The following is a 21,523-nucleotide window of genomic DNA, read 5'->3' as shown; positions in this document are numbered from 1 at the left end:
TGCCCCCTTAGTTACGCCAGACAAACCTAAGTGCTTACTAACTTGTCAGAGCTTGCGTACGGTATGTTTGGTGGTTTTTAGGCCAATTTCAACCATGGTAATTTTTAGTTACAACTGACGGATAAGAAATCTGACTGAAAAAGTGTGATCACCTTGTTTAGATTCCCACTAAAGCATTAACATACGTTGCGTTGCGCCTGAAGCAATCCCATTTTGCACCAAACAGCCCCAGAGATGGGCACAATAACAAACTCGAAGGAAACGACATGAGAAAAGTACTCATTGGGGGACTGTGTGCCTCACTCATCGCGGGCCTCACTGCCTGTAATGACAAACCCGCTGAAGTTAAAGCGCCAGAAACTGCTAAAACCGCCACTGCTGCCGCTGTCACTAAAGCATTGGGCTCAGGTATCGAATTTGAAAACTTCGATAAATCAGTGCGTCCACAGGACGACTTCTATGAATATGTTAACGGCGCTTGGCTGAAGAAAGCCGAGATCCCAGCCGATCGCACTAGCATTGGTGCCTTCTACGATCTGCGTGAAAAATCCCGTGATGACGTTAAAGCCATTATCGAAGAAGTGGCCGCCACGCCAAATCTGGCCGAAGGTACTGACGAGCAAAAAGTGGCTGACCTTTACCGTTCATTTATGGACACTGCGACGCTAAACAAGCTGGGCGTGACGCCACTGAAAGGCGAGTTTGATGCCATCAACGCTCTAAAAGATAAAAATGAGCTGGTGAAATACTTCGCCCACAGCCAAATCATGGGCGCCGGTACGCCTATCGCCTTCTACATCGATATCGATGCGAAAAACTCTAGCCGTTACGCCACTCACCTATGGCAATACGGTTTAAGCCTGCCGGAAAAAGATTACTACTTCAACGAAGCAGAGCGTTTCGTCAATATCCGTAAAGCTTACGTAGCCCATATTGAAAAAATGTTCACGCTGGCTGGTCTTGCAGATCCAAAAGCTAGCGCTGAGTCAATCCTCGCACTCGAAACTGCGATTGCCTCTAAACATTGGGATGTAGTTGAAACACGCGACAGCACTAAGACCTACAACCTGTACCAAGTCAAAGATCTGCCAAGCTTAGCGCCAGATATCGACTGGACTGGCTACTTAACGGCATTAGGTGCTGACAAGCAGACTGACATTATCGTTAACCAACCAAGCTATATCCAAGGCCTGAACGAAGTCCTCAAAACGACCGATCTGGCGACTTGGAAAACCTACATGCAATGGCAAGTGTTGACACACGCGGCGAGCAACTTGAGCGAAGAGTTAGACAACGAGAACTTTGCTTTCTTCTCTAAAACCCTTAACGGACAAGAAGAACAAGAGCCACGTTGGAAGCGCGGTGTTGCGGCAGTCAACGGCGTATTAGGTGAAGTGGTGGGTAAAGTGTACGTGAAGCGTCACTTCGCTCCAGAAGCTAAAGAGCGTATGCAAGCATTGGTTGAAAACCTGCGCGGCGCCTACGGCGACAGCATCAAAGATCTGACTTGGATGAGCGATACCACTAAGCAAGCTGCTGCCGAAAAATTAGCGAAATTCAACCCGAAAATTGGTTATCCAAACAAATGGGAAGATTACAGCAAGCTGACCATCAAAGCCGATGATTTGATTGGTAACGCGGTTCGCGCAAGCGAAGTTGAGCACGCTAAGTCACTGGCTAAGTTAGGCGCGCCAATCGATAAAGACGAGTGGCACATGACCCCACAAACGGTTAACGCCTACTACAACCCAACCATGAACGAAATCGTGTTCCCAGCAGCCATTCTGCAACCACCTTTCTTCAACATGGAAGCGGATGATGCCGTCAACTACGGTGGTATCGGTGCGGTTATCGGCCACGAAATGGGCCACGGTTTCGACGATCAAGGTGCTAAGTTCGACGGCGAAGGTAATATGCGCGACTGGTGGACAGAGAAAGACTTAGAAGAATTCTCTGCACGTGGTAAGGCGCTGATCGCACAATACGATGGCTACTATGTGTTTGACGATCTGCACGTCAACGGCAGCCTGACCTTGGGCGAGAACATCGGTGACTTATCGGGCGTGACTATCGCTTACCGTGCGTACAAAAAGTCGCTCAATGGTAAAGAAGCACCAGTTATCGACGGTCTGACTGGCGACCAACGTTTCTTCATCGGCTTCACGCAAATTTGGCGTGCAAAAGCCAAAGAAGAAGCCCTGCGTAACCGTGTAGCGACAGATCCACACTCACCTGCGGAATTCCGTGCATTAGGTGCGCTGTCTAACATGCCAGAGTTCTACACTACCTATGATGTGAAACCTGGTGATGCTATGTATATCGCGCCAGAGAAACGCGTGAAAATTTGGTAATTCCAAATTAATTCAAGATAGTAATCAACAAACCCAATGGCGCCGCTCACAATAGCGGCGCCATTTTTTTAGGCGCGAAAAATGTGAACCTAAGCCAAACATGAACAAGTCTTCATCATTGATTCAGCTTTAATTAAGCCACTCCAGCCTATGGTATTCCCGTGATGTGTATCACTCCCATAAGGAAGTAGGCCGTTATGAATAAGTTATTTCGTACCTTTTTTATCTTTCTACTCTTATTATCGACCCGCACAGGCGTAGCCAATCCTTTAGATATCAATGACAGCAGAGCCGAACGCGGTAATTACAGTGCAAGACAGGCTCAAAGCCATGATCTGCATGGTCTTTATGCGCTCAACACTCAAACTTTCGACACTCCGCGTCAAGCGTCGACCTGTTTAGACAACTTATATTCCAACGCCCACACGGCCCAGAATGAACTCGCAAGCCTGTTGCAGACAGTGACAGCCTGTTCACAGGCGCAGGTGATTTTGCCTGACGTGAAAAGCTATCAACGCGCCGCCGAGAAGGTCGCCACCAAATTTAATGGGGATGCTAGCCAGATCACCGATCTTGCCCGCGCCAGCATCGTCAGTAACAGCATCTCCGAGCTGATGCAAAGCTACTACGCCTTAAGCGAGCAAGCTCAGGTCGTAAAACAGAAAAACCGTTTCGCCGAGCCTAAAGCCTCAGGTTATCGCGACCTTAACTTACTGGTACGTTTGCCCGAAAGCGGAATGATTGCCGAGGTCCAATTACACCTTAAGGATATTGCCGACATTAAAAGTGGCCCAGAGCACAAGGTTTACGAACAGGTTCAACAGATTGAGGCGAATGCAATAAAACAACAACGTGCATTAAGTGAGTTTGAAACCGCACAGATCGCTAAGCTGCGCCAAGAGTCCCATAAGTTGTATCACAAGGCTTGGCTTAACTACAAACGCGTCGATGAAGGACTGCTGCTGACTAACTCAGTTGCTTAATCACCCGTTTCTTTAATCGCTTAACCGTTTAACGCTGTACCACTTCCACTGTTGCGCTGGCTATTTGTGAAAACAGATGCCAGCGCTTTTTTATGGCGTAACACCAGACTTAGCCCAAAGCGTCATCTCGCTAACAATCGATCTATGCACACTATCCGCTCACAGCCCTTCCCTCGCATCCAAACTGGTTTCCCTATATAATCCCGCGCCATAAGGCGACCCTTAAGGAAATTCCATGCACGACATTATTGAGCAACTTCAAGAACGCAACGAAACCGTGCCTGTGCCACTCGAGTTACCCACATTCGAGCAGTTAGTGGAGGTTGAGGAACAGATTTTGATCCCACTGCCACGGGAATTAAAGGAATACCTACTCCATGCCAGTGATGTGATTTATGGCGCGATTGAGCCTGTGACCGCAGCCGATCCCTATTCGCACACCTATTTACCCGAAGTCACCTGCTATGCTTGGTCAATCGGCTTGCCGAGGGACTTGATTGCCATCTGCCAATTGGGCGATGACTTTTACTGTATCGATCAGGATGGCCAAGTTCACTTCTGGCAAAACGGTGACTTTACCGATACTTATTGGGAATCCTTCTGGGAATGGGTCGAAGATATTTGGCTTAAAAACAAATACTGATTTTACCGAGATTTTATTTTTATCAACTTGAGAACCGCATTATGTCTAAAAATATTGGCTTGAACGCCATCGAAATGAGCTACTTACGCCAATCACTCAGCCTCAGTGCGGCTCAAGTAGGACAACTGACCAACCACAGCGAAGCCGATGTATTAGCTTGGGAAAATGCTGAGACACAGGCCCCTGAACTGGCGCAGAAAAAACTGTTAGATCTCGACGATATTATCGAGATGCAAGTACTCAATACCACAGACGGCATCGAAGCCTTATTTAAGAAAGAGCCTAAGCGTCACTTGGCCTTCGTGGTGTATCCAACCCAGGCCGTTTACACCCAATATAATCCGGAATTTTTAAGCTCGCTGCCGTTAACTGAGCTGTACAACACAGCGGCATGGCGCATTAAGAAAGAGTGTAAACTGGTGCTCGAAGTGGATGTTAGCTTAGTCAATCTCGATGTCGAAGCCTACAAAGCATTCCGTGAACAAAATGGGTTAAGTGAGAGCCGTGAAAGCCGTGCAAAATGGGCGGCGACGCAGCTATAAACACTAAACGACTTAAGCAAAAAGGGCAGAAGTGAATCTTCTGCCCTTTTGTTTTTTATCGCTTAGTGCAGATTAAGCCTGTGCCGCTGCTGCGACAGCTTCCATTTTGGCGAGTGCCGATTTACGCGAAGGACGCGCTGCAATTCTATCGCGATACGCCGCTAATTTAGGCGGGATCTGCTGCTCAAATAAGGTGCCCCAAAGCAGGGTATGGGCCAACAGGATATCTGCAACCGATAAGGTATCGCCGAGTAAAAAGTCGCTATCGGGCAGCATAGCTTCGGCCAAGGCCGCCGCCTTATTAAACTCCCACACAGCGCAGGGCATGATGGAAGGATGACGCTGCGCTTCCGGCAGCGCGAATTTATGCTTGCCTAGGGTCCACAAAGGCTGCTCGAGTTCGGTAATAATAAAGCTCACCCATTGATGATGCAGAGCCGATGCGGCACTGCCCGCTTCAGGTAACAAGTTGCCAAACTTCTCCGCCAGATACAGGCAAATAGCCGCAGACTCAGACAATACAAGATTATCGTCGGTTAACACTGGCACTTTACCGCAGGGATTAAGCGCTAAGAAAGCGGTGCTACGGTGCTCGCCCTTATTCATATCCACAAACGAAAAGGCCCACTCGGCGCCTAACTCTTCTAGCACCCAAGCGACTCGTAATGCACGGCTGCGGGGCATGCCATATAAGGTGATCATATTAACGTCCTTTTAGTGATGACTGATTAACGAGAACGAAGATACACTGTATCGCAGCAGAGTAAAATACAAAAACGGCGCCGAAGCGCCGTTTCCAATGACTCTACCAATGACTAATTAGAAGTTCATGGTCAGTTTGGTATAGATATAACGTCCCATTGGGTTGTGTACAGAAATCACATAACCATAGAGGTCGGTATCGCCGTCACCAATCGCAAACGGTGGTTCTTCATCGAACAGGTTGTTCACGCCTAATGTCAGCTTAAACATCTCGTTGAAACGGTAACTGCCTGACATATCGACTAATAACTGTGCATCAACCATACGAGACTTGTTGGTTTCGAAGTCTAACACGCCGTCAAAGTCGATATCTGGAGTATCTTCGAACTCACCGATGTAGCTCAGGTTTACGTTGGCCGCGAAGTTATCCATGGTCCAGTTCGTGGTGAGCAACCAGCGATGTTGTGGGAACTTGTACTCGCCAGTGTAATCGAGACCGTCTTTTTCGAAGTTATGTAAGTAGCTGTACTCTAGGCCAAACTTCAAATCACCAAAGCTATCTAGCTCAAGACCATAGTGGGTTGACAGGTCAACACCCTGCACATCCTGCGAGCTTAAGTTGATAAAGCTTGAGTGAATAATGCTGATAGGACCTAAGGTTTGACCCGCTTGCGGAGCTAAACGCTCACACACAGTGCTGTTTTGATCGTTACAGTTTGCGGTATAGATATCACCCAATGGCTGCTTATCGATCTTGTTATCTTGAGTAATGCTGTAAACATCGAAACCGATATCAAACTTCTGGCTTGGCGCCCAGATGAGTCCAAGGTTCCATGTTTCTGACTCTTCGGCATCCAACTCAGAGTTACCTTGGAATTCAGTGTTGTAGTCGAGCGCTTCGCAATCCACACCATCGGCGGCGCAGCGATAAGTATCGATAAAGAAACTACTTTCGCGTGATGGGCCTAAACCAATTTGTGCTAATGAAGGCGCGCGGAAACCCGTTGACCAAGAACCACGGCTAGTCAGCTCATCGGTGATGCCCCATTGGAACGCCACTTTGGGGTTAGTGGTTGAACCAAAATCGCTGTAGTGGTCGTAGCGACCCGCGAGTTGCAGCTCAAAATTATCTGTGACAGGAATAGAGAACTCCACATAACCCGCGTATTGGTCACGAGAGGCCGCCGCAGAAACCGCTTCGGTACCGAAAATCAGTCCACGTTGGAACTGTTCATCCGGCACGTCGCTCACGCTTTCTTCACGGTATTCCACACCCGCTGCCATCATAATATCGCGATCCGCCAGCGTGAAAGCCTGACCGGAAATATTCGCCGCGTAAGAGGTCATGCTCGATAAACCTTGGCGAACTAGGCTAGTCGTGATGGCATCAATCACATCCTGCGAGTTCATGGTGCCGCCAAAAGGATTGTAGCGACCCGCATCGATCTCAGCTTGCAGGTAATCGGTTCTGACCCAACCTTGAGTACGATCGCCCGTTTGAGTCGATTCACTGCGGCCGCGTTGTACCGAGGCTTCCCAATCCCACTCTTTAATCGTGCCACGTAAACCCGCCACTAAACGCAGGGTGTCGGACTCGATATCCCAACGGCGTGCGCCTGCATCCACAGTACGGAAACGACCGATTTCAATATCTTTGCCCCAAGGATTATTTGGGTGAGTACCAGGCACAGTTAAGGCCGCATCTTCATCCAAAGGGGTTGGTGCGCCACCCGCAATAGAAGAGTTATGTTGCGCCGCTAACTCGAGGAAAGCGGTTAAATCGTCATTGAAATGGTAATCGAATTGACCAATAGCCCCGATACGCTCAGCTTCAGGGATCACTAAGTTGTATGGGCCATAGTCAAATAAACAGCTGCCGCTGGCCGTGGCACGATCGGGTGGACAGGATGGATCGATAGTCTTCACACCATCGACATAAAAATAACCGGGGAAACCGCGTGAAGAACGGAAATCTTCACCACCGTAAGGGCTTTGATCAGCTGTGCCAAAACGGCCCAAATCGGTTGCCGCTAAGGTGTCATTTTTAAAATAGTCGAGAATAACCGACGCACTGCCCTTTTCGGATTTCACGCCCCAAACGACGCTCGCCGTGGTTTCATCGTAACCCGTACCCGGGGTATCACCGTAACCTAAGTTAACCTCAATCCCTTCGATGTCTTTTTTTAAGACAATGTTGACTACGCCCGCAATTGCATCGGAACCGTAAATCGCCGATGCACCATCTTTAAGAATATCGACGCGTTCAATCGCAGAAACCGGAATGTTGTTAATGTCGACGAAGGAGTTAGTGATACCTTCGGCAAAGGCACTGGCCGCAACACGGCGACCGTTAATCAATACCAGAGTGGCGTCGGGACCTAAGCCACGCAAACTGATCGAAGCACCACCGTTGGCGGTCGAGTCTTGGCTGTTACCACGGGTCGAGAAAGCGCCGGCACCGTTGGCAGGCATACGTTCGAGTAACTGCTGCAGGTTATCGAAACCCATGTTGGCAATATCTTCTTTACCAATGGATTGAATGGGTGACGGTCCTTCGATGTCGGTGCGCTTAATACGAGAGCCCGTTACTTCAATACGTTCAACTTTATCGGCACCATTGTCGGCTGCATAGCTAATACTCGGGGCAAATGCCATGGCAATTGCGATAGCACAAGCGCTGGGTAGAATCTGAGGTCTTTTCATTTACATCCCCTAATCTTCATTTGTTAAATTTATTTTACTTTTATTAAACTAATTTTTAACACAACCAAGGTAATCGGTTGTAAAACAAAGTCAATGGGGCACTGCAAAAAGTTAAGCTTTTGTTACTAATAAAAACCATGTATTTTCCAGCAGAGATCTCTCAAGATAGTTAACAACTGGATGCAAACATTAGGGAAGAAAATGCAAGAACAAACGATTCATGAAGCTGAATTTGAAGCTAACTTAGGCATGTATTGGTTACTCTCTGGAGCCGCTTACTTCACCCTAAGCATTGTAGGTATCCCCTTGTTACTACTATGGTTCCCTATCGGCCTGTGGGGGACTCGTCGCTATATTCGCAATATGAGCGCACGCTTAACCAGCAAAAAGTTGATTGTGCGCAGAGGTATTTTAACTCGCACAGAAAATACGGTTCCCTTAGATAAGATTACCGATATCGCCCTCATTCAGGGGCCGATTATGCGCCTGATGGGATTACATAAACTCACTGTAGAAACCGCAGGACAATCGGGCACTGGCGCCTTAATTAGTCTGGTGGGCATAGTTGATGCGCCGGGTTTTAGGGCGCAGATTTTGGAGCAAAAAGAACGCTTAAGTGATCTACACTCACCCGCCGAGGCGAGTGCTCCCACGGAAGATAACGCCCTGCTGACCCAACTTGTGGAGATGACGGCAAGCTTAAAACGCATCGAAGCCCTACTCGCCGCCAAATACAATTCTTAACAGTTAACACCGCGACTTAAGTGCTTAGATAGCTCAGTATCAGACAGACCATGTCCAACGGATAAGGAAACACCCAGCGTATTATGGCGACTTCTCAAGTAAAACCCTTCCCCATGAATTGGACAGCACAACTGGCTCTCGGCATAAAGGCCATGGGACCCGGTGTATTAATGGCCGCAGCCGCGATTGGGGCCTCACATTTAGTGTCATCCACCCGCGCTGGCGCAGAATTTGGCTGGCAACTCGCCTGGGTGATTCTGGGAGTGAACTTGCTGAAATACCCCTTCTTTGCCGCGGGTGCGCGCTACACCGCCGCCACAGGGGAAAGCCTGTTGCATGGTTATCTTAAACAGGGCCGAGGTTATCTGTGGCTATTCACGGGCCTCAATGTGATAGCTTCTATCGCCAGTACCGCGGGGGTTTGTATGTTAACCGCCGCCATGCTGACTCAGTTTATCCCCTTACCTATTGATGTGTTGGCGCTGTTGGTGCTGATAAGTTCGCTGTTGTTATTGATTTTAGGGCACTATTCATTGTTAGACAGGCTGACCAAGATGATCATGTTCGCCCTGACGCTCACCACTTTAATTGCGGTCGCGCTGGCATTGGATCATATGAAACCGCTAGAAAGTCAGTTTGTCTCCCCCTCGCCTTGGCAGTGGGCCCATGTGGGATTCTTGGTCGCCATGATGGGCTGGATGCCAGCGCCGATTGAGGTCAGCGCATGGAATTCGTTGTGGTTATTGGAAAAACAAAAGACATCACCCGTTACTCCCGCCCAAGCTATCTTAGACTTCAACTTAGGTTATCTAGTCACCGCTCTGTTAGCCGTGGTCTTTTTGGCCTTAGGTGCGCTGGTGATGCATGGCAGTGGTGAGCACTTTTCCGACTCTGGCGCCAAATTTGCGAACCAATTAATCAACTTATATAGCCAAGTCATGGGGGGTGAAAGCCGCTATTTGATAGGCATAGTGGCGTTTTTATGTATTTTCAGCACCACTGTCACTGTCATCGATGGCTATAGCCGAACCTTGAACATGGGCTGGCAACTGCTGTCACACACGGCAGTCAGCGAAGTCCAATCGGACAAACGCCTGACAGGCATCATGCTCAGCGTAAGTGCATTAGGGTTAATGCTCATCCTGTTTTTCAAGGGCGCACTGTTGCCACTGCTAGAGTTTGTGATGATTTTAGCCTTTATGACCACAGTGGTTTTTGCATGGCTCAACTATCGCTTAATGACTAGCACCCAACTGCCAGAGGCTCATCGTTATGGCACAAAAATGAAATGCCTATCTTGGATAGGATTAAGCTATTTGCTTATTTTTGCAGTGCTTTTTATTTACTGGTATCTAGCGGTTAAGGTGTAGTTCAACTCATTTGAGCATGAGTCCTCAGCGCGGGCGCGGGCTCATGCTCTACTGTGCCACTTGCTCATCCACGCTAGACTTTCCTGCTTTTCTGTTACTTTGAGTATATAATGTCTGCTCTTAAACCAGACAGCGCAGCCGCGCCTAGAGATGACCATGATTAACAATGATATTTTGCGCCGTTTGCGCTTCGTGTTTGATTTCAACAATGCCAAAATGATTAAGATCTTTGCCAAAGTTGGAAGAGAAGTGCCAACCGAAGAGATGATTAGTCTGCTGCGCAAAGAAGAGGAAGAAGGCTATAAGGCCTGTAACGACACGACCCTATGTCAGTTTTTAGATGGTCTTATCATCGAAAAACGTGGTTTACGCGAAGGGGCTGAACTGCCCAAGCCAGTATCAAAATTAAACAACAACTTAATCTTCAAAAAGTTACGTGTTGCCCTCGAAATGCGTGAAGAAGATATTATGGCCACCTTAGCGCTCGCCGAAGTGCAAATGTCTAAGTCTGAGTTAAGCGCGCTGTTTCGCAACCCGGATCATAAAAACTTCAAGGCCTGTGGCGACCAGATCCTGCGTAACTTTATCCGTGGCTTATCGCTAAAATACCGCGGTGTTTAATCCCCAAAAAACTTAATCCCAGAAACGCAGCCTAGGCTGCGTTTTTTGTTTTAATAGCACCTTAAACAGCCATTTACTCTGCAAAAGCATTTACAACCAATTAACAGAACCCTGTTTAAAACAGTAAGAATTGTCTCTGCTGCAAAAAAAGCCACAAATAGCGCACGATACAGGCAACAAAGATCACATTTCATGATAACCTTACGTGACTTACAGCACGTCTCAAGCACGTACCGAACCATTAAACAATAACTCAAAGGTTACCCATGGACGATAATAAACGCCCCCTCTATCTTCCGTTTGCAGGACCTGCCATTCTTGAAGCACCCTTAATTAACAAGGGCAGTGCATTTTCGGAAGAAGAGCGTATTTTCTTTAACCTCGAAGGCTTAGTACCCTACGCCATTGAAACCATTGAAGAACAGGCTTCACGCGCCTACGATCAGTTCAGAAGTTTCAATAACGATCTCGATAAGCACATCTATCTGCGCAACATTCAAGACACCAACGAAACCCTGTTTTATCGTTTAGTGCAAAACCACATCAGCGAAATGATGCCAATTATCTACACCCCGACGGTAGGTTTGGCCTGTGAGCGCTTCTCGAAAAACTATCGCCGTAACCGTGGTCTGTTCATCTCCTACCCGAATAAGGACAGAATCGACGACATCCTCAATAACTCGACTCGCCAAAAAGTAAAAATCATCGTTGTGACCGACGGTGAGCGCATCTTAGGCTTAGGCGACCAAGGTATTGGCGGCATGGGGATCCCGATTGGTAAATTGTCACTGTACACTAGCTGTGGTGGGATCAGCCCCGCATACACACTACCCATTACCTTAGACGTAGGTACCGATAATCCACAATTGCTGGAAGATCCTATGTACATGGGTTGGCGCCACCCACGTATTGGCGGCGAAGAGTATGCCGAGTTTATCGAAGCCTTTATGCAAGCCGTGCATGTACGTTGGCCAGATACACTGATCCAATTCGAAGATTTTGCCCAAAAGAATGCGATGCCAATCCTTGAGCGTTATAAGGATCGTTACTGCTGCTTTAACGATGACATTCAAGGCACGGCCGCTGTGACTGTGGGCTCGTTACTCGCCGCCTGTAAAGCCGCGGGCACTGAGCTGAACAAACAACGCATTGCCTTTTTAGGTGCCGGTAGCGCTGGCTGCGGTATTGCCGAAGCCATCGTTGCGCAAATGGTGTCAGAAGGGATCAGCGACGAGCAAGCTCGCAGCCAAGTCTGCATGGTTGACCGTTGGGGCCTGCTGCTCGACAACATGCCTAACCTGTTGCCATTCCAACAAAAATTGGCTCAAAAATGTGCCGAAATCAGCAACTGGAATAACTTCAGCGACAATATTTCACTGCTCGATGTCGTGAATAACGCTAAGCCAACGGTGCTGATTGGCGTATCGGGTGCACCGGGTCTATTTACCGAAGAAATTGTTCGTGCAATGCATAGCCACTGCGAACGCCCAATTATCTTCCCACTGTCGAACCCCACTAGCCGTGTTGAAGCGACGCCAAAAGATATTCTGCACTGGACGTCTGGCCAAGCCTTAGTGGCAACGGGTAGCCCGTTTGAACCTGTGGTTGTCGATGGCGAGACCTATGAAATCGCACAATGTAACAACAGCTTTATCTTCCCAGGTATTGGTTTAGGTGTACTCGCCTCGGGGGCTCGTCATGTCTCCGATGCGATGTTAATGGCATCGAGCCGCGCGCTCGCCGAATGCTCACCGTTAGCCATTAATGGCTCAGGGCCGCTCCTGCCAAAACTGGAAGACATTCACTCAGTGAGTAAGCATATTGCCTTCGCCGTCGGTAAAGTGGCGATTGAGCAAGGACTATCCTTGCCTGCAAGTGATGAGCTACTGATGCAATCTATCGAAGATAATTTCTGGAAGCCAGAGTACCGCCGTTATAAGCGTACTTCGTTCTAATTTCAGACATTATTTCAATAAAAAGCCCGTCAATCGACGGGCTTTTTATTGAGTCAAACTCACCACTTAAGGCGCCATCACCTGTTTAAAGCTGTTGAGCATAGAACGGTCGGTACGCGCTTTCTTTAATTTCCGCACGCATTCTTTCAGTGATTCATCGGCTAAGCGACCGAAAATCCCGTTGTATTCCTTCTCATTGATGGCTTCATCGGTATCGGCCTGCTCAGAAATCTCCTGGGCAACACGGCTAAGTTGCAGCCACGCATTGGCAATATAAAAACCGTGGAACTCCGCCTGTGGCATCAAGTTACGAGCGCTGGCAGGCAATGCCTCCCAAGCCGCAGCAAATTTACCTTCGCGATCGAGTAATAACTCGGCGCATAGACCTTTATAAGCCTCTAATAGGCTTTCTGGCATTTTTGCCATAGGCAATACTTTATTGGCAACATTGTGGGAAATCCGCTCAGCGGTTTCACGATACTCAACTGATACTTCAGCCATAATTTCTCTCTTAACTTAAACGGCTTAAAATTGGCCGCTAATATATAAACCATAAACCCCATTGTGGGCCAAAGGTGTCACTGTGATCCCTTTATAGGGCTCCGTAAAATACCAACCCGCCAGTGCGCCAATGGCAGCGCCTGCAAGGACATCTTCTAAATAGTGCTTATCGCTCTCGACTCGGGTATAGCCCACATAAGTCGCCGCAAGATACGCTGACAGACCATATTGCCAACCATAGCGCTGCTGAATAAATGTCGCCGCCATAAAGCTGTCCGACGTGTGTCCAGACGGAAAAGAATCATCACCACTGCCATCGGGTCTATCCTTACTGACACCCAGTTTAAGCCCTTCGACTATGACCCTGCTCGAGACTGCTGCTTTAAGTAATTGCCACGAACCTTCATTCCCCTCTTCATAGAATAGGGTCGCGCCCAAAGCCGTCGCAGGCAGGAGTAAATGCACTACATCGCCCGAAGTTTCGATATCATCCGAGTTTGCCCAACTCGCTCCCGTGAACAGCAACAGTGCGGCACAGAGTAATTTTTTCAAAGGGTTTCCTTATTGGGTGAGATCCAAGGCGACGTTTATACCTTGATAGCGGAATGAATGCAAAAATTGCAAACTTTACATGTAAACAAGACGTAAAAAGTTTATGCTAAGATAATGATTAGCTATCTGTTTCAGTGCGAACAGGAAACCTTTCCCTTGCCACACACTCAGCGTAATTTATCTCTGTTTCTGATGCTGCTGTTAGTGCCGCTAAGCCTGACCGTTGCAGAAGAAAAGCCACAGATCGATCAAATATTCAAATTATTTGAAAGTGGTGAGGTTATGGCTCGCGAGTCGGTAGAGCAAAATATCGCGCTACTGGATAAACTGATTGCCAGCGATGATGTAGAACACATCGAAAAGTTAAAAATGCTCAAATGCTGGAATCAACCAGCCGAGACAGAAGCTGAAATCCTTCTCGCCCGAGACAAAGCACAAGAAGCACTCAATAGCATTCCCACCACAGCCTCAGTCCATTTTGCCACCGATCTAACCCTATGCCACTCCTGGTTTCTACAATTGAGTGGAGATATTAATGGCGCTATGGAAGGGTATTCTCGCAGCATTAAAACTGCATACGAACATGAAGATATCAAGCTTATCGCCGATGCTCGCAGCTTACGTGGCGCACTCTACTCCTATATTGGTGACTTTTCCGCCGCCTTAGACGATTTAGTCACCGCACAAGGACTGTACGAATCCTTAAATTTAACTGGCTGGGCAAACATCAATCTAACCGACATTGCCACCAGCTTTAGGCGCTATGGTGATCCCGAGAGTGCAATCAAGTATTACAACAAACTCAAAGAATTATATCTAAAGAAAGGGAACGAGGAGCAAGTCGCTAATGTCACCTCCGATATAGGGATTGCCTTAGATGAAATGGGCGAGCACGAACAGGCCATTGAAAACTTTCGTTTTAGCTATCAGTACTTTAAAAAGCATCGACTCAACAATGCCGCCGCGGTCAACGCCACTAACATTGCCTACAGCTTGATCCAGCTAAATCGTTTAGATGAGGCCGAAAAATATCTAAAAGAAGCCGAGTTAGAGATCACGGCGAACGAACCCGCAGCTTACAGCTTTATGAAGTTGTTTATGGGAAAAATTCGTTATCAACAAGGTCGTTATCAAGAGGCGTTAAGCGAACTCGCCGACGCTGAAAATGCGTTTCGCGCCATGCAGAATGATCGCGGCTTAGTTCAGCTATTGCAGCTCAAGAGCAAAGTCTATGCGGCAATGAATGATTTGCCGTCTGCCTACCAAACTTTACAGCAGTTTGTCGCCTTAACTCGAAAGGTGGAAGACAATTCGTTTGCGCATCAAACCACTGAGTTAAAAGTAAAATTTGATACCAGTTGGATTGAGTCAGAAAACAAACGCTTACTCGATAACCAAAAATTAAAGGAACAAGAGTTAGCACTGCTCGAGAAAAATAAGTCGCTGCAACTTATCATCCTACTACTCACGGGCTGCATTTTGGCCATAGTGTCACTCTTTGCCTACAAACAAGTGCACCGCAATCGTCACCTACAGACCATAGCCCTAACCGATTATCTGACCCAATTGCCCAATCGTCGGCACATCTATGCCAAGGCGGAACAATATTTTCAACAGGCATTAAAGCAACAAACTCCATTCTCGGTAATCATCTTCGATGCGGATCATTTTAAAAAGATTAACGATAATTTCGGCCATGAAATTGGCGACCAAGCACTATTAACCATAGCCCAAGCCAGCCAAGCATTAACTGCTGACCGCAACTTGATTGGCCGTATCGGTGGCGAAGAGTTTTTAATTTTATTACCCAATACCAACGCCGAACGCGTGTGGGAACTCGCCCAGGAGTTGCAAACCTTAATCACCCGTTATGGCGCCATTAATTTACCCGTAGAGTTAAAGCTGACCGTGAGCGCCGGGGTCGCCACCTTAAGCCCTGAATCCAAGCCACAGGATGAGAGCTTTGCCCGTTTACTTAAGCGAGCCGATAACGCGCTCTACGACGCTAAAAATGCTGGTAGAAACTGCGTCAAAGCCGCAAAAGCCACGAGCTAACTTAGGTATTGCGATGCCAAAAGATTTGATGTTGAAGAGGTGGCGGTAAGGCGCCAAACCATTTTTGATAGAGCCGCGCAAAATCTCCCGACTCTTTGAGCTTTTCTAGCTCAGCTTGCCAACGTTGCACCGTGTCGGAAGACGTTCCTTTTGAGAATGCCAGATAAAGATGGATTTCGGAGAGCACATACACAGGCTTGATATCCGACTCCTTCGCGCCAATATCTTGCAATATATGCTTGACCGCCAAATCGGCTTGACACCAGAACCGCACCCGAGAAAACAACAACTGTTTAGCCGATTGCTGCGGAAAACTCGCCACTAAGAGAGCATCGATACCTTGCTGTTGCAGTAATTGCGCGCCGACTGACTCACGATACACGCCTACGATCCCAGCGTTATTAACTTCGGATAACTGATTGATACTAATCGGATCATCAGCTCTGGCATAAAGAGTAATTTTACTGGTGGCAATGGGGCCGATAAAATCGAAATGGCTTTCCCGCTCATCGCTGATAGAAGTGGCAAACAACAACACGTTCGGCGACGAATGAGCAATAGAGTAAGCCCGCGCCCAAGGTAAGACTTCAATTTTTTCCTGCTGCCCGATACGCGTCTGCAATTGATTAACCAGTTCAACACCAAAGCCGGTTGGCACGCCATCTTGCTCGAAGCTCATGGGAGGCCAAGCCTCTGTCACTAACCGCACCGTCTTGGTTGTAGCTTCTGTTGCCACATCTGTTGCAGCTAAGCTAATGCCTGCATAGCCTAAGCATATGCACAACAATAGGCGATAACCGTGTTTGCAAAGGGTCAGCAACATAGACAAGACCGAAGGGGAAAGTTACTACTCATCATAGATCTAATTTACACACCGAAGAAAGTAACAATTGCTGTTTGGCTAAAATCCCCTAAACACTAAACTCGTCCGCGGCGGCTTAAAACTGCTATCATAGCGCCATCCTGTTAAGCCCAATACCGTTTCCATGTCGACCACAATAACCTCTCCCGCCAATATTCCCGACGCAGCCACCCTTGGCCGCCTTGCTCTGCAAATCAAGACTTGGGGAAAGGCGCTCGGTTTTGCCCAAATAGGGATCTGCGACACCGACTTAACTGCGGAAGAACTCAAATTACAGGCTTGGCTGGATAAAGGATATCACGGGGAAATGGGCTACATGGCGACCCATGGCATGATGCGCGCTCGCCCCCACGAATTGCACCCAGGCACAGTTCGAGTGATTTCAGCACGGATGGATTATCTACCGCCAGAGGCGGGTTTTGCCACTAACTTAGCCTCGCCAAATATGGGCTATATCTCGCGTTACGCGGGTGGTAGGGATTACCACAAACTCATCCGTGCTCGCTTAAAAAAACTGGGGGATCAAATTAGTAGCGAGCTTGTCTCTCTCGGGTTCGATGCTGCCGACTTTAGACCCTTTGTCGATTCGGCCCCAGTGCTGGAACGTCCACTCGCCGAAAAAGCTGGCATAGGCTGGACAGGTAAGCACTCACTTATCCTTAATCACGATGCGGGCAGTTGGTTCTTCCTCGGGGAATTACTGATCAACCTGCCTTTACCCGTAGACATTCCTATCCAAGAAGACTGTAACACCTGCGTAGCCTGCATCACCTCCTGCCCAACAGGCGCTATCGTCGAGCCTTATACTGTGGATGCTCGGCGCTGTATTTCTTATCTGACAATCGAATTGCAGGGCGCTATTCCAGAAGAATTCCGCCCTTTGATGGGCAATCGCATTTACGGTTGTGATGATTGTCAGTTGGTGTGCCCGGTCAATCGCGAGGCACCGTTGACTCAGGAGAGTGACTTCCACATTCGGCCTAAGCTCAAGCAGCCAGAACTGCTTACCTTATTTGCCTGGAGCGAAACCGAGTTTCTCAAACAGACCGAAGGCAGCGCCATTCGCCGTATTGGTCATCAGCGCTGGCTACGCAATATCGCCGTCGCCCTAGGCAATGCGCCGAGTTCGCCGCAAATCATCACCGCCCTCGAACAACGTAAAGCCCAGGTGGATGTCGATGATATGGTGAAAGAACATATTGATTGGGCTCTAGCGCGGCAACATCCGGGCGGCTCACCAGCCAATAACCGTAAAACTGAGCGACTGGTTCGGGTCATTCAAAAAGGCCTACCACGGGATGCCTAGCATCTTAGCTTAATGCCTTAATTCATACTGGCAACAATCACTTGTGTGGCATCAAAACAGGCAAAACAGGGTTCGCCTACTTTGAGCGTTTGAATATCGGACAATGGCATCACCGAATAGATAATATCTTTAGCGCCAATTTCTATGGCTAATTCAGCCTTATCGGCCAGTTCAGTCACACTCAGTAAGTGCCCACTGACGCAATTTTGCCCCACGCTCAGGCAAGCATCACGACTGGCCGTCACGGCTGGCGCCTTAAACAACAATAGAATCGATTGATTAAGCGCTAACTGCAGACGCTCAAAACTGGCATGAGTCACTGAGATTTGGATCTGCTGCCCTCCCGCCAACGTCACCTTCAGGCTGTCATTCAAGCCGAGCGGCTCAATGCTGTGGATGCGAGCAGTTAACTGGTTGCGGGCGCTGGTTTTAAGGGAGAAATGCGCCATCACATCTAACAAACTGTGCATATCGACCGAATCATCCAGCAGCGCCGACAGCGCCATTTCCTGCACCTGCGAGGTGATGGAATACACCTTAAGTAAACGCTCACCAAACTCGGTGAGTTTAGCGCCGCCACCGCCCTTACCGCCCTTTTCGCTGCTGACGACAGGCTCAGGCATCGTGGTGTTCATCTCGTTTATTGCATCCCACGCGGCCTTATAGCTAATCCCCGCCAACTTAGCGCCCTGGCTGATAGACCCAGTATTGGCTACTTGGCGCAGCAAAGCTATCCGCCGCGGATTGGCGAAGGGTTTGTCCCCCAATGACAGTGTCAGTAGTGCGTGTAAGTCCATGTTCCTGCTCGCCCTAGCTTAAGTGAATGTTATTGTCCCCGATCAATCTTGAGATACCAATACGCACAGTCGGAAATATCCACCAAGGCATTGCTGTTTTCGCAGATAAATCTAGCAGAGATCACTAATTTACACATCGGGGCTTGAATGATCGATATATAGATTGGTATATAACGATCACTTTTTATCACGGAGGAACACCATGAGCTCGCTCAAACACTTTTTACGCTTTACCACAGCCTCAGCCGTTGGCTTAGCCCTCAGTTGCAGCGTCAGCTTTGCCGCAGAAAAAGAGCAAGTGACTGTTTTTGCTGCCGCATCCCTCACGAATGCGCTTAATGAGATTGGCCAGCAATATGAGAAAGAACATCAAACGAAAGTGATTTTCTCCTATGCCTCCTCCTCAACACTCGCAAAACAAATTGCCAATGGCGCGCCTGCCGATCTGTTTATCTCCGCCAACCAAAAATGGATGGATTACCTCGTCGATGCCAAGGCGGTGAATACCGATAGCCGTATCACCCTATTAAAAAATACCTTAGTGCTGATTGCCGAGAAGAATAGCCCAGTAGATCAAGTCACCCTAAACAGCGATTGGGATATTAAGGCCGCGGTCAATGGCAGCCGTTTAGCGGTGGGCGATCCTGACCATGTCCCAGCCGGACAATACGCCAAGCAAGCACTTGAAAACCTGAATCTTTGGAAAACTGCCGAGCCACTACTGGCGAGAGCAAACAATGTGCGCGCCGCTTTAGCGTTGGTAGAACAGGGCGAAGCCCCGCTCGGTATCGTGTATTCGACCGATGCCAAAGTAGCGCAAAAGATTAAAATTGTGGCGACCTTCCCCGCGACCAGCTATAGCCCGATTGAATATCCCAGCGCTTTAACGAAACAGGAATCCACCGCCAGCGCGAAAGACTTTAATCAATACCTTCAAAGCTCAAGTGCAACAGCAGTATTTGAAAAATATGGCTTTGGAGTGAACTAGTGCTGAGTGATGTTCTCTTGAGTGGTTCGCTGTTTGACGGGCCACTCCTCAGCGAATACGAAACCGCCGCGCTGCTGCTGAGCCTCAAAGTCTCAGCGGTTGCCGTGCTGGCCAGCTTACCCTTAGGCATTTTATGCGCTTGGTTGCTCGCACGCGTTGAGTTTCCCGGTAAAGCCATTTTCGACAGTCTCCTGCATCTCCCATTGGTGTTACCGCCCGTGGTGGTGGGTTACCTACTACTCATCAGCATGGGGCGCCAGGGCGTAATCGGGCAGTGGCTCTATAACTGGTTTGGCGTTAGTTTTAGCTTTAGCTGGCGCGGCGCGGCACTCGCCGCCGCAGTGGTCTCCTTTCCTTTGATGGTCAGAGCCATACGCCAATCCTTCGAAACCGTCGATATTCGCCTCGAACAGGCGGCGCGCACCTTGGGAAGCAGTCGCTGGCGGGTATTTTTGACCATCACCCTGCCGCTCACCTCACCCGGCATAGTGTCGGGAATGATCATCGCCTTTGCCCGCAGCCTTGGGGAATTTGGCTCAACCATCACCTTCGTCTCCAATATTCCCGGCGAAACTCGCACCATTCCGCTGGCCATGTATTCCTTTATCGAAACACCTGGGGCGGAATATCAGGCGATGCGCCTATGTATCATCTCGATAGTGATAGCTCTGGCCTCCTTACTCGCCTCCCAATGGCTCACAAAAAAGGCCCTCAAAAGAACGGCAAGTGTATGTTAAACATTAATATTGAAAAACAGCTCGGCCAACTGAAACTCAAGGTGAACACCCAGTTACCGTTACAGGGCGTCACCGCCGTATTTGGCCGCTCGGGAGCGGGCAAAACCTCCTTAGTGAATTTACTCGGCGGATTAACCACTCCAGATAACGGCGAAATTAGCCTTGGCGATACGCAGTTGTTTAAACATAAAACCGTAAATCTGCCCCCTGAAAAACGCCAGATTGGCTATGTATTTCAAGAAGCGAGATTATTTCCCCATTACAGTGTGAAGGGTAATCTCACCTATGGGATGCGCCATAAAGCACCTGAATTGTTTGACAAAGTGGTCTCACTGCTGGGCATAGAAAAACTCTTGAGCCGCTATCCCAGCACACTCTCTGGCGGTGAAAAACAACGGGTCGCTATTGGCCGTGCCCTGCTCACCTCACCGCAAATGTTGTTAATGGATGAGCCCTTAGCCTCCCTCGATTTACCTCGAAAACGCGAATTACTGCCTTATCTACAAACCCTAGCGCAGGAATTGAAGCTGCCGATCGTCTATGTCAGCCACAGCTTGGATGAAATCCTGCAACTCGCCGACCATATGCTGGTGTTGCATCAAGGAAAAATGATCGCCCAAGGACCACTAACACAGGTATGGAATAGTGAACAAATGCGCCCCTGGGTGCCATTGCAGGAATTAAGTTCACTGCTGAGCGCCAGAATCGCCGACAGACATCCTGATTATCCAATGACTAGACTGTTGATGGATGATGGCAATCAGCTCTGGGTCAGCGGCCAATTGCCCCCCACCCATAAGCAGTTAAAGGTGCGCATTCAAGCGAACCATGTTTCGGTTTGCACTGAGGAACCTAAAGGTTCGAGTATTCGTAACTTACTAAGAGGAAAAATAAAAGAGCTCTACCCCAGCGATAATGGCGAGCAAATTCAACTTAAAATTGCCCTAGGTAAAGACGAACTGTGGGCCAACATCACTCCATGGGCTTGTGACGAGTTACAACTCGCTCCAGGAAAAGCTATCTATGCCCAAATAAAAGGCGTAACTATGACGCAGATGGATATTGCCGAATCTCACTGACGCAAATAATCAAAACTATAGGCTTGTTGAAT

19 protein-coding genes are annotated in these 21,523 nt (G+C 48.5%); 13 read left to right on the top strand and 6 right to left on the bottom strand.

The genetic code is table 11. From position 1 onward, the window contains the following. Nucleotides 1-266: 266 nt before the first annotated feature. The 4 genes from K0H59_RS03835 (at nucleotide 267) to K0H59_RS03820 (ending at nucleotide 4,519) form a co-directional block, all read left to right on the top strand. Nucleotides 267-2,351, top strand: coding sequence for a M13 family metallopeptidase (locus K0H59_RS03835; RefSeq protein ID WP_220054710.1), 2,085 nt, complete (start codon nucleotides 267-269; stop codon nucleotides 2,349-2,351). Between the two features lie 197 nt (nucleotides 2,352-2,548). Further along, complete coding sequence (locus tag K0H59_RS03830; RefSeq protein ID WP_220054709.1) at nucleotides 2,549-3,334, top strand: RelA/SpoT domain-containing protein; 786 nt, start codon at nucleotides 2,549-2,551, stop codon at nucleotides 3,332-3,334. Nucleotides 3,335-3,569: 235 nt separating this feature from the next. After that, complete coding sequence (locus K0H59_RS03825; RefSeq protein ID WP_220054708.1) at nucleotides 3,570-3,977, top strand: SMI1/KNR4 family protein; 408 nt, start codon at nucleotides 3,570-3,572, stop codon at nucleotides 3,975-3,977. A 41-nt stretch (nucleotides 3,978-4,018) separates the two neighbouring features. Continuing rightward, a complete protein-coding gene (locus tag K0H59_RS03820; protein ID WP_011623924.1) occupies nucleotides 4,019-4,519 on the top strand; it encodes a DUF4447 family protein in 501 nt (166 codons plus the stop codon). Nucleotides 4,520-4,591: 72 nt separating this feature from the next. Here the strand turns inward: K0H59_RS03820 and K0H59_RS03815 are convergent, their stop codons facing one another. After that, nucleotides 4,592-5,221 (bottom strand): glutathione S-transferase family protein, encoded by a 630-nt coding sequence (locus tag K0H59_RS03815; RefSeq protein WP_220054707.1) that lies wholly within the window; start codon nucleotides 5,219-5,221, stop codon nucleotides 4,592-4,594. Nucleotides 5,222-5,338: 117 nt separating this feature from the next. Beyond that, the gene (locus K0H59_RS03810) at nucleotides 5,339-7,924 is read right to left on the bottom strand and encodes a TonB-dependent receptor (RefSeq protein ID WP_220054706.1); all 2,586 of its coding nucleotides are present in this window, start codon (nucleotides 7,922-7,924) and stop codon (nucleotides 5,339-5,341) included. A gap of 201 nt (nucleotides 7,925-8,125) precedes the next feature. Between K0H59_RS03810 and K0H59_RS03805 the strand changes: the two genes are divergently transcribed. From K0H59_RS03805 to K0H59_RS03790, 4 genes are all read left to right on the top strand, one after another. Beyond that, nucleotides 8,126-8,668, top strand: coding sequence for a PH domain-containing protein (locus K0H59_RS03805; RefSeq protein WP_220054705.1), 543 nt, complete (start codon nucleotides 8,126-8,128; stop codon nucleotides 8,666-8,668). An 83-nt stretch (nucleotides 8,669-8,751) separates the two neighbouring features. Next, on the top strand, nucleotides 8,752-10,038 hold the full coding sequence (locus tag K0H59_RS03800) for an Nramp family divalent metal transporter (RefSeq protein ID WP_220054704.1): 1,287 nt from the start codon (nucleotides 8,752-8,754) through the stop codon (nucleotides 10,036-10,038). Between the two features lie 156 nt (nucleotides 10,039-10,194). Then, nucleotides 10,195-10,659 carry a DUF1456 family protein gene (locus K0H59_RS03795; RefSeq protein WP_165953456.1) on the top strand — a complete coding sequence of 155 codons (465 nt, stop codon included), beginning with the start codon at nucleotides 10,195-10,197 and terminating at the stop codon, nucleotides 10,657-10,659. Nucleotides 10,660-10,925: 266 nt separating this feature from the next. Next, nucleotides 10,926-12,614, top strand: a complete 1,689-nt coding sequence (locus tag K0H59_RS03790) for an NAD-dependent malic enzyme (protein ID WP_088211059.1) — start codon at nucleotides 10,926-10,928, stop codon at nucleotides 12,612-12,614. 66 nt (nucleotides 12,615-12,680) lie between these two features. Here K0H59_RS03790 and K0H59_RS03785 read toward each other — a convergent pair whose 3' ends face one another. After that, complete coding sequence (locus K0H59_RS03785; protein WP_023268526.1) at nucleotides 12,681-13,115, bottom strand: DUF3069 domain-containing protein; 435 nt, start codon at nucleotides 13,113-13,115, stop codon at nucleotides 12,681-12,683. Nucleotides 13,116-13,139: 24 nt separating this feature from the next. Further along, nucleotides 13,140-13,667 carry a phosphatase PAP2 family protein gene (locus K0H59_RS03780; RefSeq protein WP_220054703.1) on the bottom strand — a complete coding sequence of 176 codons (528 nt, stop codon included), beginning with the start codon at nucleotides 13,665-13,667 and terminating at the stop codon, nucleotides 13,140-13,142. A gap of 114 nt (nucleotides 13,668-13,781) precedes the next feature. Here K0H59_RS03780 and K0H59_RS03775 point away from each other — a divergent pair, with 114 nt between their 5' ends. Continuing rightward, entirely contained in the window at nucleotides 13,782-15,722 is a 1,941-nt protein-coding gene (locus tag K0H59_RS03775) for a tetratricopeptide repeat-containing diguanylate cyclase (protein WP_220054702.1), read from the top strand. 1 nt (nucleotide 15,723) lies between these two features. Here the strand turns inward: K0H59_RS03775 and K0H59_RS03770 are convergent, their stop codons facing one another. After that, nucleotides 15,724-16,545, bottom strand: a complete 822-nt coding sequence (locus K0H59_RS03770) for an ABC transporter substrate-binding protein (RefSeq protein WP_088211062.1) — start codon at nucleotides 16,543-16,545, stop codon at nucleotides 15,724-15,726. Between the two features lie 163 nt (nucleotides 16,546-16,708). On the opposite strand from K0H59_RS03770, the gene queG reads away from it, so the two are divergent. Then, nucleotides 16,709-17,890: a tRNA epoxyqueuosine(34) reductase QueG gene (gene queG, locus K0H59_RS03765; protein WP_088211063.1), complete on the top strand. Its 1,182-nt coding sequence runs from the start codon at nucleotides 16,709-16,711 to the stop codon at nucleotides 17,888-17,890. Nucleotides 17,891-17,907: 17 nt separating this feature from the next. Here the strand turns inward: queG and K0H59_RS03760 are convergent, their stop codons facing one another. Continuing rightward, nucleotides 17,908-18,687 carry a TOBE domain-containing protein gene (locus K0H59_RS03760; RefSeq protein WP_088211064.1) on the bottom strand — a complete coding sequence of 260 codons (780 nt, stop codon included), beginning with the start codon at nucleotides 18,685-18,687 and terminating at the stop codon, nucleotides 17,908-17,910. Between the two features lie 202 nt (nucleotides 18,688-18,889). Here K0H59_RS03760 and modA point away from each other — a divergent pair, with 202 nt between their 5' ends. The 3 genes from modA to modC are packed head-to-tail and all read left to right on the top strand — an operon-like array spanning nucleotide 18,890 to nucleotide 21,491. Then, nucleotides 18,890-19,675 (top strand): molybdate ABC transporter substrate-binding protein, encoded by a 786-nt coding sequence (gene modA / locus K0H59_RS03755; RefSeq protein ID WP_088211065.1) that lies wholly within the window; start codon nucleotides 18,890-18,892, stop codon nucleotides 19,673-19,675. After that, a complete protein-coding gene (gene modB, locus K0H59_RS03750) occupies nucleotides 19,675-20,412 on the top strand; it encodes a molybdate ABC transporter permease subunit (protein ID WP_088211066.1) in 738 nt (245 codons plus the stop codon). Before modA ends, modB begins: the two co-directional genes overlap by 1 nt. After that, complete coding sequence (modC, locus tag K0H59_RS03745; RefSeq protein ID WP_088211067.1) at nucleotides 20,406-21,491, top strand: molybdenum ABC transporter ATP-binding protein ModC; 1,086 nt, start codon at nucleotides 20,406-20,408, stop codon at nucleotides 21,489-21,491. Before modB ends, modC begins: the two co-directional genes overlap by 7 nt. Nucleotides 21,492-21,523: the final 32 nt, after the last annotated feature.

The sequence above is a fragment of the Shewanella sp. FJAT-51649 genome (assembly GCF_019457435.1).
Taxonomy (GTDB): domain Bacteria; phylum Pseudomonadota; class Gammaproteobacteria; order Enterobacterales; family Shewanellaceae; genus Shewanella; species Shewanella mangrovisoli.
Note: the sequence above shows the minus strand (reverse complement) of the source record. Positions and strands in the feature narration are given on the sequence as shown.

Coding starts and splice junctions, on each gene's coding strand:
- K0H59_RS03820 (WP_011623924.1), top strand. CDS start 4,019: ATGTCTAAAAATATTGGCTTGAACGCCATCGAAATGAGCTACTTACGC.
- K0H59_RS03795 (WP_165953456.1), top strand. CDS start 10,195: ATGATTAACAATGATATTTTGCGCCGTTTGCGCTTCGTGTTTGATTTC.
- K0H59_RS03835 (WP_220054710.1), top strand. CDS start 267: ATGAGAAAAGTACTCATTGGGGGACTGTGTGCCTCACTCATCGCGGGC.
- K0H59_RS03760 (WP_088211064.1), bottom strand. CDS start 18,687: ATGGACTTACACGCACTACTGACACTGTCATTGGGGGACAAACCCTTC.
- K0H59_RS03810 (WP_220054706.1), bottom strand. CDS start 7,924: ATGAAAAGACCTCAGATTCTACCCAGCGCTTGTGCTATCGCAATTGCC.
- K0H59_RS03790 (WP_088211059.1), top strand. CDS start 10,926: ATGGACGATAATAAACGCCCCCTCTATCTTCCGTTTGCAGGACCTGCC.
- modA (WP_088211065.1), top strand. CDS start 18,890: ATGAGCTCGCTCAAACACTTTTTACGCTTTACCACAGCCTCAGCCGTT.
- K0H59_RS03800 (WP_220054704.1), top strand. CDS start 8,752: ATGGCGACTTCTCAAGTAAAACCCTTCCCCATGAATTGGACAGCACAA.
- modC (WP_088211067.1), top strand. CDS start 20,406: ATGTTAAACATTAATATTGAAAAACAGCTCGGCCAACTGAAACTCAAG.
- K0H59_RS03775 (WP_220054702.1), top strand. CDS start 13,782: ATGATTAGCTATCTGTTTCAGTGCGAACAGGAAACCTTTCCCTTGCCA.
- K0H59_RS03815 (WP_220054707.1), bottom strand. CDS start 5,221: ATGATCACCTTATATGGCATGCCCCGCAGCCGTGCATTACGAGTCGCT.
- K0H59_RS03830 (WP_220054709.1), top strand. CDS start 2,549: ATGAATAAGTTATTTCGTACCTTTTTTATCTTTCTACTCTTATTATCG.
- K0H59_RS03770 (WP_088211062.1), bottom strand. CDS start 16,545: ATGTTGCTGACCCTTTGCAAACACGGTTATCGCCTATTGTTGTGCATA.
- queG (WP_088211063.1), top strand. CDS start 16,709: ATGTCGACCACAATAACCTCTCCCGCCAATATTCCCGACGCAGCCACC.
- K0H59_RS03805 (WP_220054705.1), top strand. CDS start 8,126: ATGCAAGAACAAACGATTCATGAAGCTGAATTTGAAGCTAACTTAGGC.
- K0H59_RS03785 (WP_023268526.1), bottom strand. CDS start 13,115: ATGGCTGAAGTATCAGTTGAGTATCGTGAAACCGCTGAGCGGATTTCC.
- K0H59_RS03825 (WP_220054708.1), top strand. CDS start 3,570: ATGCACGACATTATTGAGCAACTTCAAGAACGCAACGAAACCGTGCCT.